Source organism: Sorangium sp. So ce362, from assembly GCF_051519845.1.
Taxonomy (GTDB): domain Bacteria; phylum Myxococcota_A; class Polyangia; order Polyangiales; family Polyangiaceae; genus Sorangium.
Window position 1 is genome coordinate 6,758,093 of record NZ_CP150332.1, and the last position, 14,827, is coordinate 6,772,919.

General features: G+C 69.3%; 14 protein-coding genes and 2 pseudogenes. 3 read left to right on the forward strand and 13 right to left on the reverse strand.

All coding sequences use genetic code 11. The features are described from left to right. Positions 1 to 470 precede the first annotated feature (470 nt). Positions 471 to 1,649 (forward strand): toll/interleukin-1 receptor domain-containing protein, encoded by a 1,179-nt coding sequence (locus WMF17_RS25710; RefSeq protein WP_437651392.1) that lies wholly within the window; start codon positions 471 to 473, stop codon positions 1,647 to 1,649. Positions 1,650 to 1,807: 158 nt separating this feature from the next. Here the strand turns inward: WMF17_RS25710 and WMF17_RS25715 are convergent, their stop codons facing one another. Continuing rightward, positions 1,808 to 2,086, reverse strand: coding sequence for a hypothetical protein (locus WMF17_RS25715; RefSeq protein WP_437643782.1), 279 nt, complete (start codon positions 2,084 to 2,086; stop codon positions 1,808 to 1,810). A 270-nt stretch (positions 2,087 to 2,356) separates the two neighbouring features. On the opposite strand from WMF17_RS25715, the gene WMF17_RS25720 reads away from it, so the two are divergent. Further along, on the forward strand, positions 2,357 to 2,713 hold the full coding sequence (locus WMF17_RS25720; RefSeq protein WP_437595780.1) for a hypothetical protein: 357 nt from the start codon (positions 2,357 to 2,359) through the stop codon (positions 2,711 to 2,713). Here the strand turns inward: WMF17_RS25720 and WMF17_RS25725 are convergent. The 3 genes and pseudogenes from WMF17_RS25725 to WMF17_RS25735 all read right to left on the reverse strand — a co-directional run. Then, positions 2,710 to 2,830: pseudogene (locus tag WMF17_RS25725) on the reverse strand (IS5/IS1182 family transposase); the annotation flags it as partial. The gene WMF17_RS25720 and the pseudogene WMF17_RS25725 sit on opposite strands and share 4 nt — an antisense overlap. A 168-nt stretch (positions 2,831 to 2,998) precedes the next feature. Then, positions 2,999 to 3,313 (reverse strand): S-adenosylmethionine:tRNA ribosyltransferase-isomerase, encoded by a 315-nt coding sequence (locus WMF17_RS25730; protein WP_437643784.1) that lies wholly within the window; start codon positions 3,311 to 3,313, stop codon positions 2,999 to 3,001. Next, positions 3,310 to 3,636 (reverse strand): SDR family oxidoreductase, encoded by a 327-nt coding sequence (locus WMF17_RS25735; RefSeq protein ID WP_437643786.1) that lies wholly within the window; start codon positions 3,634 to 3,636, stop codon positions 3,310 to 3,312. Before WMF17_RS25735 ends, WMF17_RS25730 begins: the two co-directional genes overlap by 4 nt. Positions 3,637 to 3,727: 91 nt before the next feature. On the opposite strand from WMF17_RS25735, the gene WMF17_RS25740 reads away from it, so the two are divergent. Beyond that, positions 3,728 to 4,288 carry a helix-turn-helix domain-containing protein gene (locus WMF17_RS25740; RefSeq protein WP_437595783.1) on the forward strand — a complete coding sequence of 187 codons (561 nt, stop codon included), beginning with the start codon at positions 3,728 to 3,730 and terminating at the stop codon, positions 4,286 to 4,288. A gap of 55 nt (positions 4,289 to 4,343) precedes the next feature. On the opposite strand, the gene WMF17_RS25745 is transcribed toward WMF17_RS25740, so the two are convergent. From WMF17_RS25745 to tagF, 9 genes and pseudogenes are all read right to left on the reverse strand, one after another. After that, positions 4,344 to 5,369, reverse strand: a complete 1,026-nt coding sequence (locus tag WMF17_RS25745; RefSeq protein WP_437643788.1) for a hypothetical protein — start codon at positions 5,367 to 5,369, stop codon at positions 4,344 to 4,346. A gap of 53 nt (positions 5,370 to 5,422) precedes the next feature. Beyond that, complete coding sequence (locus tag WMF17_RS25750; protein ID WP_437643789.1) at positions 5,423 to 6,733, reverse strand: family 1 glycosylhydrolase; 1,311 nt, start codon at positions 6,731 to 6,733, stop codon at positions 5,423 to 5,425. Positions 6,734 to 6,779: 46 nt separating this feature from the next. Beyond that, positions 6,780 to 8,720, reverse strand: a complete 1,941-nt coding sequence (locus WMF17_RS25755) for a glycoside hydrolase family 2 protein (RefSeq protein WP_437643791.1) — start codon at positions 8,718 to 8,720, stop codon at positions 6,780 to 6,782. A gap of 131 nt (positions 8,721 to 8,851) precedes the next feature. Beyond that, positions 8,852 to 9,034: pseudogene (locus tag WMF17_RS25760) on the reverse strand (UDP-galactopyranose mutase); the annotation flags it as partial. Positions 9,035 to 9,101: 67 nt separating this feature from the next. Next, positions 9,102 to 9,692: a TIGR00730 family Rossman fold protein gene (locus tag WMF17_RS25765; RefSeq protein WP_437595786.1), complete on the reverse strand. Its 591-nt coding sequence runs from the start codon at positions 9,690 to 9,692 to the stop codon at positions 9,102 to 9,104. Positions 9,693 to 9,822: 130 nt separating this feature from the next. After that, the gene (tssC, locus tag WMF17_RS25770; protein WP_437595787.1) at positions 9,823 to 11,307 is read right to left on the reverse strand and encodes a type VI secretion system contractile sheath large subunit; all 1,485 of its coding nucleotides are present in this window, start codon (positions 11,305 to 11,307) and stop codon (positions 9,823 to 9,825) included. Positions 11,308 to 11,310: 3 nt separating this feature from the next. Continuing rightward, positions 11,311 to 11,802, reverse strand: coding sequence for a type VI secretion system contractile sheath small subunit (gene tssB, locus WMF17_RS25775; RefSeq protein ID WP_437476489.1), 492 nt, complete (start codon positions 11,800 to 11,802; stop codon positions 11,311 to 11,313). Between the two features lie 150 nt (positions 11,803 to 11,952). Then, positions 11,953 to 13,629, reverse strand: coding sequence for a type VI secretion system protein TssA (tssA, locus tag WMF17_RS25780; protein ID WP_437643793.1), 1,677 nt, complete (start codon positions 13,627 to 13,629; stop codon positions 11,953 to 11,955). 134 nt (positions 13,630 to 13,763) lie between these two features. Next, positions 13,764 to 14,759 (reverse strand): type VI secretion system-associated protein TagF, encoded by a 996-nt coding sequence (gene tagF / locus WMF17_RS25785; RefSeq protein ID WP_437643795.1) that lies wholly within the window; start codon positions 14,757 to 14,759, stop codon positions 13,764 to 13,766. Positions 14,760 to 14,827 lie beyond the last annotated feature (68 nt).

Below are 14,827 nucleotides of genomic sequence, written 5' to 3' on the forward strand. Positions count from 1 at the left end.
GCGCTCAAACAGATATAGAATGAAGCTAATACACGCGTCGACCGCTGCCCGCGGTGGCGCGTAGGACGGGCTAGGATCGGACGCGCCGGCCGTGCGCGATGGCAGGGGAGCAACGTGCGCAGGTGTCGACGGGGTACTATGCGACGGTCCGCCAAGGTTGCGCGGTGATCTGTTCCGCCGTTAGGTCTCTGCTGATAAGGTGGCCGGCCTGGCGTTGGCTGCTAAAGGCGAACGCGCCGTGCGCTAGCGAGGTCGACGACAGGCGCGACGTGCTGCGCCTGCTGCGGGGCGCTGAGGAGGTCCGAGAGGGTGCGAGCGGCGATCTGCGCGGTCGCGAGGTCGCCCCACAGGTGAAACGCCCCACAGAACTGTTCGCATGTACAGTGCTCGTTGCACCGGGGCGCCACGGTGGCCGCACCAGGCGACGCGGACTAGGCGTGCAGGCGTCGTTGTGCAACGATGTCGTTGCTATGGCTGGTCGGCCGACCGTCTTCATCAGCTACCATCATCAGGACAAGGAATGGAAGGAGCGGCTCGTTCAGCACCTCAAGGTGATCGAGAAGCAGGGCTTGCTTGAAGTATGGGACGATGAACGGATCGGCGCTGGTGAGAATTGGAGGGAAGAACTCGCGCGTGAGATAGGGCGCGCTCGTGTCGCGGTCCTTCTGGTGTCGGCAGACTTTCTGGCCTCTGACTTCGTGCTGACGGAAGAGGTACCTCGCCTGCTCCGCGGGCGGCAGGCATCCGGCCTTCGGGTTGTGCCTATCCTCGTCAGGCCATGTCTGTGGCAAGCTGTCCCATGGCTCGCCGAAATGAAGCTGCGCCCTCATGATGGGCGTGCTTTATCAGCTGGGGCGGGCCATTCAGTTGACGCAAATCTTGCTGCGATATCGGGTGAGATACTGCGCGAGGTTACCTCTGTCGCTTCCTTGGTTCACGCTCGCGCTGATGAAGCGAGATTCAGTGCGGTTGATCCGCGTGTCACTGCCCCGTCGCCTCGGAGTGGTAGCGCATCTCCGTGGACCATAAAGAAGATGTTGCAGATTGGGCTCATCTTGCTTGCCGGGTTTGTGTATTTCGGGCTTGCGAGAGCCTGTCTGTCTGTGCGCGGGTCGACAAGTTCGCAGAGGAGTACCGCCGAAGAGCAGGAAATGAGGTTGAGGGAACTGCTGCGCGAGAATGAGCTATCGAGGGCGGAGTTGGACGGTCGGGATGCGTCGGCTGCCGTTTATCCCGACTCTCGATTAGACCCGTTGGCTGCCGACCTGGGGAATGCGCCGAGCGATAGAGTTGGGCGTTGGTCGACTACGCCGTCAGAGCCCGTTGAGTTGGAGCCGATTTACGACCCTTCCTTGTTGGGTCATCGTGGCATTGTTCAGGATGCTGTCACCATGGCGCTTGTCCGTGGTGCGCACGTTACTCTGCTTGGAACGCCGTGCGATGCATGGACGGATGTTGCAGGCATGTTTGACTTTGCTCAGTGTGATCCGGTGTCAGTGTCTCGGATTGCAGAATCTAAGGTTCTCATTGAGCTGCCCAACGGCGTACGCTGCAGTGACATACGCATCCAGGCCCCCCCAGCTGTGACTCGTGTCAAAATCAATGGGCAAAACTGTGCGGTTGCGTTGGTCGGTGACGCCGGATTGTAAGTCTGTGATCGTCGATGCTCGATTGATAGCGGTGGAGGGACCAGTTTGAACGCATCGCGACGAGGGGCGCAGCGTGGGCGGTGTGCTCCGCGTGGAGCTTTTGCGCACGTGATCGCGGTAACCCGCATACGAACGGTCTGCTGTAAATTTCAGAAAGGTTAGGAGCGGACGCGCCGGGCGCTGGCGAGGTCGACGACAGGCGCTACCCGCGGCGTCGCCTGCGGGGCGCTGAGAAGCTCCGAGAGGGTGCGAGCGGCGATCTGCGCGGTCGCGAGGTCGCCCGCCGCATGGGCAGCGGCGATGGTCTGCGTGAGGGTCGCGACGAGCACCTGGCGCGGGTTGCTCGCCGGAGGCGTGATCAGGGCTGCGTTGGGTCGGGGAGAGGTCGCCAGCGCCGCCTGCTCCACTGCCGCCGAGAGCACCGCAGGAAGCGTCACGGAATCGTCCGGCCGACCAGAGATCGCGGGGTTAGCGCCCGCCATCGGCAGGTTGACACCGACGTCGACCCCCTCGAAACCCGCGCAAACCCGCCCGATCGCATCATCCCGCTCCCCCTGGAAAAGTGACGCTGTATCAGCAACTTATCCATGCATCGGGGGGGCCGCGTTCACTCCACAGCCTCCGGGGTGAGCGCCGCGCTGCAACGGAGAGTCTTCGCTTGCGCCACCGATCTGTCACGAGCGCGGCTCACGCTGTTTCCCAGGAACATGCTGATCGATCCGCCAGCCACACTGGGACGACACACCTTGATCCTGCACCTCGATCCCGCGGAGGACCAAGGCCCCGAGGCCAACGAGTCGTTTGGCGAAGCCATCTGGTTCGACCGCCGGGATCCACGATCCATTCGCCGCGCTCAGGAGATCATCCAGGACCGGCTGCGACTCTCGGTCGCACCGACGCTGTGCGACGAGCCTTCGCCTGGCCTCGGGGCAGCGTTGGGCTGGATCCTCGCGGCCCTTGTCAACGCGCTCGAGCGTTGGCATCGGCGCAACGCTAGTGAAAACCACCTTGAGCTCGAGCCTCGAAGGACGGGATCAAGCCGCAAGACATCTCCATCCTGTTAGGGCGTGTCGGCAACCGCACGCAACCACAGGCGGACAGCCGCCAACTCGACCATGGGCCAGGTACTGTTCGCCTCGTTTCTCGTATCGGGTCGCGACGCGGCGGAACTGCTTCAACCTGTTCATCAGGCGCTCCAGATGACCGCGCAGCCGGCACGCCACACCGGATCAGCATGGCGCGTAGCAGCCCGCTCTCGGCGAGGATCGCTTCGGGCTTGACGTCGACCGACGGCGGGCGCGGCGTTGTCTGCGCGACGGGCGGGCGCTCGGCCCCCCTCTGTCGCTTGCTCACTCAGCCTTCTCGCGTTCAGCCGGGGCTGAGGACGAGATACAGCGCCAGTCGCCGGCGCCGAACAGCAGGGCCGAATAGCGCCCCTCGGACAGCTCGCCGATGAGGCGCACCTCCACCGCCGCGCCGCGCCCGGTCGCGCCGTGGAGCGAGGCCGGCAGCGTGGCGCCGTCGTTGACGACCAGGAGATCGCCCGGCTCGAGGAGCGCGGGCAGATCCGCGATGCGCGCGTCGCGCAGGCGCCCGAGGCGCGGGTCCACGTGGAGGAGCCGCTCCGAAAGGGGGTTGTCGCGAGGCCAGGCGGCGGGGCTCATGGCGCCTCCGGGAGGCGCGCGGCCTCGAAGCGCGCGCCGCTCGGCGCCTCGCCGGCGCGGGCGATGAGCGCGACGATGCGCCTCGCCACGTCCGCCGGATCGGCCAGCGTGCCCGGATCGGCGTCGGGGATGGCCATGGCGTGCATCCGCGTGTTCATCTCGCCGGGATCCACCGCGTAGAACGCGACGCCCGTGCCTTCGAGCTCGGCGGCCCAGGTGCGGCTCAGGTGATCGAGCGCCGCCTTGGAGGCGCCGTAAGCGCCCCACCGCGGGTTTGCCCCGGCCTGGATGAGCGCGTCGCTTCCGGTCGATTCGCTGTTCATCGTGAATTCCGCCTCGACCCACAGGCTAATCCGCGCTGGCTCATCTGTTGGAGTTGGTTCCAATGTCTTGGACACATGCTAATCTCCGGACATGGACCAGGACGCGGAGCTCGCGGGGAGGCTCGCGAAGAACATCAAGCAGCTACGGGAGGCCCGTGGGCTGACGCAGCAGCAGCTCGCCAAGCTCGCCGGCGTGCCGCGGGCGACCTGGGCGCACCTCGAGTCCGGCGCGGCGAACCCGACGCTCGGCGTCCTGCACCGCGCCGCCGCCGCGCTCCAGGTCTCGATCGAGGAGATGCTCTCGGCCCCCCGCGCGACATGCCAGCTCTATGCGCGCGACACGCTGCCCACGCGCTCTCCCGGTCAGGCGCTCGTCCGCAAGCTCCTGCCGGACCCGATCCCGGGCATGGAGATGGATCGCATCGAGATCCCGCCGGGCGGGAGGATGACGGGCGTCCCGCACACCCCCGGCACCCGCGAGTACCTGACGTGCGAGTCGGGGGAGCTCCAGCTCGTGGTGAGCGGCGAGCGGTTCACGCTCGGCTCGGGCGACGTCGCGGTGTTCCGCGGCGATCAGCGCCACTCGTACCATAACCCCGGCAAGCAGCCGGCGGTCGGCTACTCGGTCGTTGTGCTCGCACGGGTGCTCTGATGGGGCGCGCGTCCTCCAGGCGCGCGCCCAGGGCCGCACGGAAGCGCGCTGGCCGTCAGCGCTTCCTTCGCCCGGCCAGCGCCGCGCACGCGAGCAGCGCGAGCGCCGCCCCCCCGGCCGCTCCCTCGCTGTCCGGACCGCTTTCGCCGGCGGCGCGGCAGCTGCAGCCGCTCACCACCGTGTCCTCGTCGCCCGCGCCGCCGCCGCTGCCGCTGCCCGGTTCCATCCCTGAATCGCACGTTCCCCCGGGATAGACGTCCTCCTCCGTCCACGCCGGCTCGGGCGGCGGAGAGAAGCTCGGTTGCGCCGGCGCCGGGTCCTTCCTGTAGAAACACGGCTTGCAGGCGTGCACGGTATCGCCCGCGGCGTTCCCGGCCGCATCCATCGCCGTGACCCGGAAGCAGAGCGCCCTCGGGGCATCGACGCGGTCGAGGACGCCCACGGACTGGCGGATGGCCATGGTCACCGACGCGGCGCTCACGAGCCCGCTCGCCGAGAACACCGGGTCCGCGAACGTGACATCGCGGAACGCCTCGACCGTGTAGATCACGGGGGCCTCGCCGGTTCCTGCGGCTTCTCCCTCGGCCGTGATCCACCACGCGACATCGCTGGGCGACCGGCAGTCTCCGCCGCTCAGCCCGAGAGCGGCATAATCGTGGACGTCGAACGAGAGCCCGCTCGGCCTCGGAGGAGCCTCCGTGTCAGCGGCGCCGGCCGTGAGCTCGATCCGCACCGCCTCGCACGTCGCGAGCGGCTGGCAGAAATCGCCCTCGATCACGATCGCCTGCCCCTCGCTGGGTGGCGGCTCGATCCGCGCGACGAGGTTGTACCCCGCCGCAGGCACCTCCGGCGCAGCCACGAGGCTCGCCGGCTCGCCGTCGACGGTCACCGACACGGCGTCCAGCGACATGGCGTCGCCGGCGAAGAAGAGCGCGGCATTCCCGGGATAGGACCCGCCGCTCTCCGGAAAGACCCCCGTCAGACCCGGATACGGCATCCCGCACGCGTCCGCGCTCGACTCCATCCCCAGGGTACAGGCCAGCGCAGCGATGATCCCAGCACTCCACGAACCGTGTTTCATGGCCACCACCGTATCGCATCGCCGTGCCGGCCCGAAGCCGGGAGCACGTCTGGTCATCCTCGACGTACGGATCGGGGCGCTCCGTAGAGCAGCCGCTCGTCGCGGCGCCACCAGCCCGGGGCCCCGGCGAGCGGGTGCTCGGTGCGGCCGGCGGACGCGAGCTCCTTCGCGACCGCCGCGAGCGCCGTGGGCCGCGGCGCAGGCCCGCGCACGTCGAAGACCCCCGGCTCGTAGTGGCCGCGCGCCTGGGTGACCAGGCTGTCCCAGTCGTACGCCCCGAAGGCCGACCACAGCGTCACCGCCCGCACGTCGGCGCCCTCCGCGCGGGCCGCGAGCGCGCCCTCCCAGGCCTCGACAAGCCAGCGGACCTGCTCCTCCGGCGTGCACCCGAGGTGGACCTCGGTGATCGCGATCGGCGTCCCGTACCGCTGCCACACCTCGCGCAGCACGTGCTGGTGGCCGAAGATCCCCTCCTCCCGGACGCGCACCGCCTCCACGTCGGCGTACGCGTCGCGCCCGTTGCCGCCGTGCGTCCAGGAGGGATAGAGCTCGAGGCGGTGATCGAGGAACCTGTCGCTCGTCAGGTAGTAGTTCACGCCGATCACGTCCGGCGGGCAGGGCTCCGCCGCGAGCCGCGCGAGCTCCTCGTCGGCGACGCCGCAGTCGCGGAGGTGCTTGTGGAGCGGGTGCGCGGCGTCCACGCGCCCGTACAGCAGATCGAGGCTCAGCCAGCGCCGGTGGTTCTCGAACGCGGCCTGGTAGGCGAGCCTCGGCGTGCTCGCGGTCGCGCCCAGGTCCTCCGTCTGCACGAGGCGCGCGTCCGGGCGCACGCGCCGGATCGCGCGCATCGCGGCCAGGGTGGCGCGCGTCTCGACGAGCAGCGCGCGCAGGAGGGAGGCCGAGTCCCGCCGGTGCGGGTACCAGTGCCCGTAGAGCGCGCTGAAGCGCGCCGTCGTGAGCGGCTCGTTGACCGGCGTGAAATCGCGCACCCACGGGTAGCGCTCCGCCACGGCCCCGGCGAGCTCCGCGAGGCCGCTCACGAAGCTGTCTTCCATCAGGCTGGTCCACGGCGGCCCGCTGCCGTGATGGACGAGCCCGACGATCACGTCGATGCCGAGCTCCCTCAGCCGGTGGAGCCGCTCGTCTGCCCAGGAAAAATCGGCGCTCTGCAGGCCGTTCGGCGCCGTGCGCTCCCACAGGACGGGATACCTGACGGCCGTGACGCCGAGCTCCGCGAGCCGGTCCAGGTCGGTGATGCGCGCGTGGTGACCGGTGCGCTCCAGCTGGTCGAAGTACCGGTCGCCGACGCGGTTGACCGTGCACTCGACGCCGGCCCAGAGCGCGGGCCCGGCGCGCTCTCTCATGAGACGAGGCCGCCCACGAGCACCGTCAAGCCCTGCCCGCGCGCCGTCATCGCGGCGCACCCATGTCCGCGAGCCCGGGCATGTCCGCCAGCGCGGGCATGTCCGAGAGCCCCCCGTCGCTCAGCGCCGAGGCCGTCTCGTTCGGGCCGACGAACGGCATCCCCTGCGTCGCGGCCGCCATCTCGTGCAGCGGGAACTTCGGCGTGCGGTCGGCGTAAAGGAGGCCGTTCGCCTCCTGGTACGTATCGGCGAACTGCGTGTAACAGAAGCCGGCGAGGAGCTCGAGCGAGTTGATCACCCGCATGAGCTTCGTATAGCGCTCGGCGAACTCCTCCGGGGTCCTGCACGCCGAGTACCCCCACGTGCCGCTGTCCCCGTTGCCGGGCACGACCGCGATCCCGCCGAACTCCGACAGCATGATCGCCGTCTCGTGGCTGACCGACGGGTCGAGCACGAGGGCGCGGCCCCCGGGCCTCTCCCGCTTCAGCAGCTTGGGCACGACGTCATGCGCGAAGTAGCGGCGGGCGATGCGCTCGGGCGAAGGGTCGTAGTCGTGGATCCCGATGATGTCGGTCGCCACGCTCTCCCACCCGTCGTTGCCGACGACCGGACGCGTGTAGTCCATCGACCTCGTGAGGTGATAGAGCGCCTGCACGTAGTGCCGCTCGTTGGGGTTGTCCGGCAGGTTCGGGACGCCCCACGACTCGTTGAACGGCACCCACGCGACGATGCACGGGTGGCTGATGTCCCGCCGTATCGCCTCCAGCCACTGCCGCGCGAGCCGCTCGATCGACTTGCGCGTGTGCCGGTAGGCGCTCGGCATCTCCTCCCAGACGAGCAGGCCGAGCTTGTCTGCCCAGTAGAGGTACCGCGGATCCTCGATCTTCTGGTGCTTCCGGGCGCCGTTGAAGCCCATCTGCTTCGTGAGCTCGACGTCGCGGCGCAGCGCCTCGTCGTCGGGCGCGGTGATCCCGGTCCCGTCCCAGTAGCCCTGATCGAGCACCATCCGGAGGACGTACGCCCGCCCGTTCAGGAGGAAGCGGTCGCCGCGGACGGCGACCGAGCGCAGCGCCGTGTAGCTCTTCACGCGGTCGATCGTCATCCCGGCCTGATCGTAGAGGACGATGTCGGCGTCGATCAGCGTCGGGCGCTCGGGGCACCAGAGGAGCTCGTTCCGGAAGTCGTCGATGCCGGGGTCGGAGAGCGTGATGCGCCGGTGGGCCTCCCCGGCCACGACCGTGTACTGGTCGTTCGCGATCGTCACGTCGCCGACGCGCAGCCGCACCCCGACCCGGGCGCCCTCCACCGGCGCGTTGGCCACGCGGACCTCGACAGCGATCTCCCAGCGCTCGAGGTTCGGGGTCCACCGGAGGTACTCGACGTGCATGCGCGGCGCGCGCTCGAGCCACACGGTCTGCCAGATCCCCGTCGTCCGCGGGTACCAGATGGAGTGAGGCTCGAGCTTCCAGTCCTGCTTGCCGCGCGGCTTCGCGAGGTCGTTCGGATCGTCGTGGGCCTGCACCACGATCGTGACGCCCTCGCGCCCCTTCACCTGCTCGGTGATGTCGATCTCGAACGGCGTGTAACCGCCCTCGTGCTCGCCGGCGAAGCTGCCGTCGATCCACACCCTGGCCAGGTAGTCGACGGCGCCGAAGTGCAGGATGAGCCGCTCGGACGCGCCGAGCTGCGGCACCTTGACCCGCCGTCGATACCAGCAGGCCTTGTAGAAGCCGGTCTCGCCGATCCCGCTCCGCGGCGTCTCCGGGGCGAACGGCACCTCGATCGTCCTGTCGAAGCGCACGTCGGCCGGGGAGCACCACTCCGCCCGGGGATCGAGGGCGAACTCCCACGCCCCGTCCAGCGAGCTCCAGTCTTCTCGCCGGAGCAGAGGGCGCGGGTAACCGCGGGCGCCGCGGGCGCCGCCGTCGCTGTCGGTCGGCGGCGCTGAACCTGGGATACCGATCTGTGCGAGGTGCTGTCGAGGCATGGGTCTGTTCAGGCAGCGACGGTCACCGTCGCCTCGGCTTGCGGGAGCTCGTACACGACGCTCGTCTCCGGGTGCAGCTGTCCCGTGGGGTGCTCGAGCTCCGTGACGCGGGCGCAGGCGTGCTCGTTCGGTTAGCTGATGACCGCGCTCGGCTGGAAGACTTCCTCATCATGCTTCTCGAGCTTGAACTCGATCGAGCGGCAGGGGAGCTTCCCGTAGCGGAGGCCGAAGAACGCGTCCACCGGTCCGGTACAGATCATCTCCCTGAAGTTCACCGCGTTCATGATGTCACGATAGTCGGTGTTCATGAGGACGCGTGTCTCCTTGAGATGCGCCGAGCTCGGGCGTTTCCTGCTGGCCCTTCACGAAGGATGCAACTGCCTATCTTTCGCCAGGCGTCATCCACTTGTACTCGGCGCTCGGGCGCCAGGCGGCGAGCAACGCCAGGAGGGCCGCTGCGTCGCCTTCGACCTGGAGCATCGCGCGGTGGCCCGGCTTGAGGAACTGCTCGGCCACCATGTGATCCAGAAAAGCGATCAGCGGGCGGTAGTACCCCTCGACGTCGAGCAGCCCGACCGGCTTCTCCTGAGAGCCGAGCTGCGTCCAGGTCCACGCCTCGAACAGCTCCTCCAGCGTCCCGATGCCCCCTGGCAGGGCGACGAAGGCGTCGGAGAGCGCGGCCATCTTCGCCTTGCGCTCGTGCATCGTCTCGACCACGTGGAGCTCCGTCAAGCCCCGGTGCTCGATCTCGCGCTGGTTGAGGAAGTGGGGGATGACGCCGATCACCTCGCCGCCGCGCGCGAGCACCGCGTCGGCGACCGCTCCCATCAGCCCCACGCGGCCGCCCCCGTACACGAGCCCGATCCCGCGCGCGGCAAGGAGCTCCCCGACCCGCACGGCCGCCGCGCGGTAGGCCGGCGACGCGCCGGGGCTCGACCCGCAATACACGCAGATCCTTGAGAGTTTCCTCATCGCGCGAGCCTACGCCGGAGGGCGGGCTCGTACCAGCGGCGCTCCGGGGGGCTGGCGCGCCGCGCTGTCGCCCGGGCGGCGTGAGCGCGGCCTGGCACCGCGCGCGCCGCGCGGTGCCGTGGCCTGCCGCTCACTCCTTGTCGAGCTTGCCGACGAGGCTCAGCGTGAAGAACGCGCCCATGTACTTGAAGTGCGGGCGCACCTGCATGTCGACCTTGTACCAGCCGGCGTTGCCCGGCACCTCGGTCACGATGATCTTCGCCTTGCGGAGCGGCCTGCGCCCGCGGGTCGCCGCGGAGACGACGTCCTGATCGGCGACGTACTGGCCGATCCAGTCGTTCAGCTCCTTCTCGAGATCGGCGCGCTCCTTCCACGTCCCGATCTGCTCGCGCTGCAGCACCTTCAGGTAGTGCGCGATGCGGCACATGATGAACATGTACGGCAGCTGCGTCCCGAGCCGGTAGTTCATCTCGGCCGCCCTGCCCTCGTCGCTCTGCCCGTAGAACTTGGGCTTCTGCGCCGAGTTGGCCGAGAAGAAGCAGGCGTTGTCCGAGTCCTTGCGGAACGTGAGCCCGATGAAGCCCTCCTCGGACAGCTCGAACTCGCGCCGCTCGGTGAGCAGGATCTCGGTCGGGATCTTGGTCTGGATCTCGCCCATCGCCTCGTACTGGTGGAGCGGCAGGTTATCGACCGAGCCGCCCGCCTGCGGGCCGATGATGTTCGGACACCAGCGGTACTTGGCGAAGCTGTCGGCGAGCCGGGTCGCGAAGGCGAACGTCGCGTTGCCCCAGCAGTACGCGTCGTGCTGGCCGACCACGTCCTCTTCGTAGTTGAACGCCTTCACCGGGACGGTGTTGGCGCCGAAGGGCAGGCGGAGCAGGAAGCGCGGCATCACGAGCCCGACGTAGCGCGCGTCCTCGGTCTCGCGGAACGCGTTCCACTTCGTGTACTGCGGCCCCTCGAAGAGCGCCTTCAGGTCCTTCAGGTTGGGCAGCCCCATGAAGTCCTTGAGGCCGAAGAACTGCGGCCCCGCCGCCGCGATGAAGGGCGCGTGCGACATCGTCGCGACCGCGGCGCACTTCTGCAGGAGCGCGATGTCCTGCGGACCCGGGCCGAACTCGTAGTTCGCGATGATCGCGCCGACCGGCTTGCCGCCGAACTGGCCGAACTCCGCCGAGTAGACGAGCTTGTACAGGCCGCTCTTCGGCACCTCGGGGGCGTCCTCGAAATCGGCGAGGAGGTCCTCCTTGGAGCAGTTGAGCACCTCGACCTTGACGTTCTCGCGGAAGTCGCAGCGGTCGATGACGAACTTGAGGCCGCGCCAGGCGGACTCGAGCTTCTGGAAGCTGGGGTGGTGGAGGATCTCGTCGATCTGCCGCGAGAGCTTGACGTCGATCTCCGCGATCAGCGCGTCGACGAAGGCCTTGTCGACCTTCTCGCCCTCGCGCCGCGGGGCGACGAGCTCCGAGATGAAGGCCTGCACGCCCCGCTTGGCGATCTCATACCCCTCGTCGCCGGGCGTCATCTTCGTCTCGGCGAGGATCTCGTCGAGCAGGGACCCTCCCTCGAGGGTCTGGACGCCTGCGCTCCCCGCGACCTGTGTCTCCGTCGCCATCGCTCACTCCCCTTCCTTCTCGAGCCCGAGCTCGCTCACGATCTTGTTGCGCTGAGCCGGGTCGCTCAGGATCTGCTGAATCTTGTTGCGGAACGCCTTCTCGTTGCCGAGAGGCCCCTTGAGGGCCGTCAGCGCGGCGCGCAGGTCGAGCAGCTTCTTGAGCTCCGGCACCTGGTTCGCGATCGCCTCGGGCTCCATGTCGCTCAGCCGGCGGAACTTCAGGTTGACCGTGAGCTCGCTGTTCTCCTGCTCGGAGAGGACGTCCTTCACGTTGAAGGCGAGCGCGAGCTTCTGCTCGCTCATGACCTTCTGGAAGTTGTCCTTGTCCACGTTGATGGGCTTGCGGTCCTCGAGGGGCCGCGGATCCGCCCGCTGCGTGTAGTCGCCGAGCATCAGGAGCTTCAGCGGCAGCTCGACATCCTCCTTCGCGTTCCCCGTGGCCGGCTTGTACGTGATGTTCACGCGCTCCTTCGGCGCGACCGATCCCTCTTTCATCGCAGGCTCCTTTCCCCGTCGGCAGCGGGCGGAGGGCCCGCAGGCCGCACGAGCATAGACCAAAATCCCCGCCTGTCGGGCAAGCTTCTCGGCGCCACGCGCATCCGCCTTCTATCGGGCGTCTGCTCGGGCCCCCACGGAGGCCCCACTTCAGGCCCCCAGCGAGAGCTTCAGGGCGAGCGCAGCGTCGAGCTGGCAGACGCGCTCGAAGCAGAGCGCCTCCTTCGCCTTGGCCTCGGGGGTGGCGTCGTAGCCCTGGTTCAGGGCTCGGTAGCATGTGTGGAGCGCGGCGTAGAGCTCCGCGCAGAGATCCGGCTGCCAGGTGGTGAGTCGGTGGTGGTCGACGATCTGCTCCAGCGCCTCGAGCTGCGCGCGCGCCACGAGGAACTGGGACAGATCGATGTTGATCTGCGCCATCGCGAGCCTCACGCGGAAGCGGTCCAGCGCCGACGGCGCGGTGGCCGCGGCCTTCTCGAGGAGCACCATCGCGTCGACGGGCTGCTCGTTCGCGACGAGCCCGCGCGCGTCGGAGAGCGGCTTGTCGAGGTAGCTCCGCGGCCTCGCTGCGGCCCCGGCGCCGTTGCCTCCCGAGCCGCCGAGGGCGGCTGCCACCTCGGTCGAGAGCCAGGTCTGCGTCTCGGCGTCCGCGAACGGCGTGCCGTCGTTGAACTTGAGGGTCGGCAGGAGCGGCGCGCGGAGCATCAGGGCGCCCACCTCGACGAGCACGGCCCGCCGGGCCTCGGCGTGGTCGTCGCCGAGCTGCTCGAGCGCGTTCGCCGCGAACCGATGCGGATCGAGCCAGAGCGGGTAGTTCTGCGCGTACTCGTCGGCGATCGGCAGGAGGTCGGCGAACGCCCCCTGGCTCATCAGCGCCGGGAGCGTCCGCAGCACGTGCTCGGGCGGCGGCGGGATCGCCGTGGTGCCGGTCTTGGACGCGGCCCCCGGATCGTCGAGGAGGTCGACCCAGAGCCCGACGCGGAGGATGCGGTACGCGGCCGCGCGCTTCGGATCCGCCGACCGGAGCGCGTCGCCCGCGCGCGCGATGAGCGGCGCGCAGCGGCCGAGGACGGTGAGCGCGGAGTCCTCGTCGACGATCGCCTCGAGGCTGAGCGCCGGGTCGGCCGTGCCGACGACCGGCGGCGGAGCCGGCGGCGGGGCGACGACAACCGCGGTGGCCGCCGGCGCCTGGACCGCCTCGGCGGCTTTCGGCGGCGGCGGCGGCGGCGGCGGCGGCGGTGGAGGTGGCGGCGGCGGCGCCTCTGCGGGGAGGCTTGCGACGAGGCTGCGGATCGCGTTCGGGAGCGGGCCGAACCCGCCGTAGGCGTCGCCGAGCCTGGTGCTGAGGTCGGCGTCCACGGCGCGGCTCACCCGGTCGAGGGCGTTCACCACGTCGCGCTCCGCGGCGGAGGGCGTGTGGCCTGTGAGCGCTGCTGCCGCGATGTCGCCGAACCAGGCGCACAGGTTGCCGCGCGCCTTGGGCCGCCGGATCGCGGGGTACATCGCGTCCCAGAACGCGCTGTCCAGCTCCTGCACGAGCACGAGCCCGTCGAGCAGGCCGGGGAGCTTGTCGAGCTGCGCCTTCGCCGCCGCGTAGTAGAGCGCGACGCGGAAGTCCTTGGACTTCTCGCTCAGGATCTCGTCGGCGCCGGTCGCGATGCGGGCCCAGTCGACCTTGCCGCCCGCGAGCGACTGGAGCTTGTCGACCTCGCTCTTGAGGGCCTCGAATGCCGCGTCGTAGGTGACGTCGGCGCCGACGCCGCCGTCGATGGGGGCGAACAGCGCCTCGATCCGCGCTCTGGATTGCTGGATGGCGTCTTCAGCGGCCATGGGGCGCGCAGGATATCAAGACGTCCCGGGTGCGGACGGCGAATCGGACGGCGAATCGGACGGCGACGGCGACGACGACCCACCGGAGCGGCGGCGCGTGGGGCGGGTCGGGTGTCGTGTGCTCGGGAACGGACTCACCCGAGGGCTTCCAGGAAGCTGTCGAGCGACAGGTCGGTCCGCGCGACGAGGGCGTCGAGCTCCGGCCCGAGCGCATGTCGGGAAACGTGCTCTTCGACTGGCGGGGGTCCGCAGAGGTCGGCGATGTGCTCGGCCTGGGTGGTGGGCGCGATCATCTCGCGGAACGACCCCGTGTGGGGGGGGCCGAGGTGGAGGAGCAAGGTGCGCTGGGGCGTCCAGAACGCGTTCATCAGCGTGCGTCCCCATTTCGACAGGCGGAGGGTCATGTCCATCCACACGGCGGCGGCGTAGGCGTCACCGGCGCCGAGCGGCAACCTGAGCGCGAGCCCTGTCCTGGGGAGCTCCTGGCCGCGGAACGGCGTCACCGAGTCGAGGATGTTCTGCATCACCCAGAACCGGCTTGCGTCGGTGCCGAAGCCGGCGTCCCAGAGCGCCTTCATCGGCTGGGTTTTCAGCCATGCGCGGTAGGCGGCGTTCGACGCGTCCGGGTCGTCGAGCGACGGCGGAGCGATCTGGGAGACGCGGTGGAGGAAGGCGTCGACGGGCAGCGTCCGGCCGTTCGTCGCGGCGTCGTGGGCGGCGGCGAGGAGCGGGAACAGGGTGATGGGGAGCGACGGCCCGGCGGAGACGAGCTGGTCGTAGTCGTACGAGCCGAACACGACGATCGGGTAGAGCCGGCCGGCGTTGTCGCCGCTGGCGGCCCAGGCGCCCACGAGCCCGCGGGTGGGCGGCTCGTCGCCCTTCGGGTCGCCGTGGAAGACGAAGAGGCCCAGCGCTGGCTGGTAGTACGCCTCGAAATGGGGGCTCATGGCGCGCCGGGCGAAATCGATGGACGCGCCCAGCCATCGGTCGAAGGCGGCGAGCTCTTCTCCACCAGCGTTCAGCCGGATGAAATCGCCCGTGGCGGGCAGCTTGCCGAAGCAGCCGATCTGCGGCGGAGCGGCAGAGCCCTTCTTGCGGCGCCAGAACATGACGGCCTCGGAGTGAACCACGAACCGCTCACCGAGCGCTACAACCTTCCCGGTTGTTCCCCGATCGCGGCGGGAGCGGGCGGGTCCAG

Coding starts and splice junctions, on each gene's coding strand:
- WMF17_RS25710 (WP_437651392.1), top strand. CDS start 471: ATGGCTGGTCGGCCGACCGTCTTCATCAGCTACCATCATCAGGACAAG.
- WMF17_RS25720 (WP_437595780.1), top strand. CDS start 2,357: ATGCTGATCGATCCGCCAGCCACACTGGGACGACACACCTTGATCCTG.
- WMF17_RS25730 (WP_437643784.1), bottom strand. CDS start 3,313: ATGAGCCCCGCCGCCTGGCCTCGCGACAACCCCCTTTCGGAGCGGCTC.
- WMF17_RS25735 (WP_437643786.1), bottom strand. CDS start 3,636: ATGAACAGCGAATCGACCGGAAGCGACGCGCTCATCCAGGCCGGGGCA.
- WMF17_RS25740 (WP_437595783.1), top strand. CDS start 3,728: ATGGACCAGGACGCGGAGCTCGCGGGGAGGCTCGCGAAGAACATCAAG.
- WMF17_RS25745 (WP_437643788.1), bottom strand. CDS start 5,369: ATGAAACACGGTTCGTGGAGTGCTGGGATCATCGCTGCGCTGGCCTGT.
- WMF17_RS25750 (WP_437643789.1), bottom strand. CDS start 6,733: ATGAGAGAGCGCGCCGGGCCCGCGCTCTGGGCCGGCGTCGAGTGCACG.
- WMF17_RS25755 (WP_437643791.1), bottom strand. CDS start 8,720: ATGCCTCGACAGCACCTCGCACAGATCGGTATCCCAGGTTCAGCGCCG.
- WMF17_RS25765 (WP_437595786.1), bottom strand. CDS start 9,692: ATGAGGAAACTCTCAAGGATCTGCGTGTATTGCGGGTCGAGCCCCGGC.
- tssC (WP_437595787.1), bottom strand. CDS start 11,307: ATGGCGACGGAGACACAGGTCGCGGGGAGCGCAGGCGTCCAGACCCTC.
- tssB (WP_437476489.1), bottom strand. CDS start 11,802: ATGAAAGAGGGATCGGTCGCGCCGAAGGAGCGCGTGAACATCACGTAC.
- tssA (WP_437643793.1), bottom strand. CDS start 13,629: ATGGCCGCTGAAGACGCCATCCAGCAATCCAGAGCGCGGATCGAGGCG.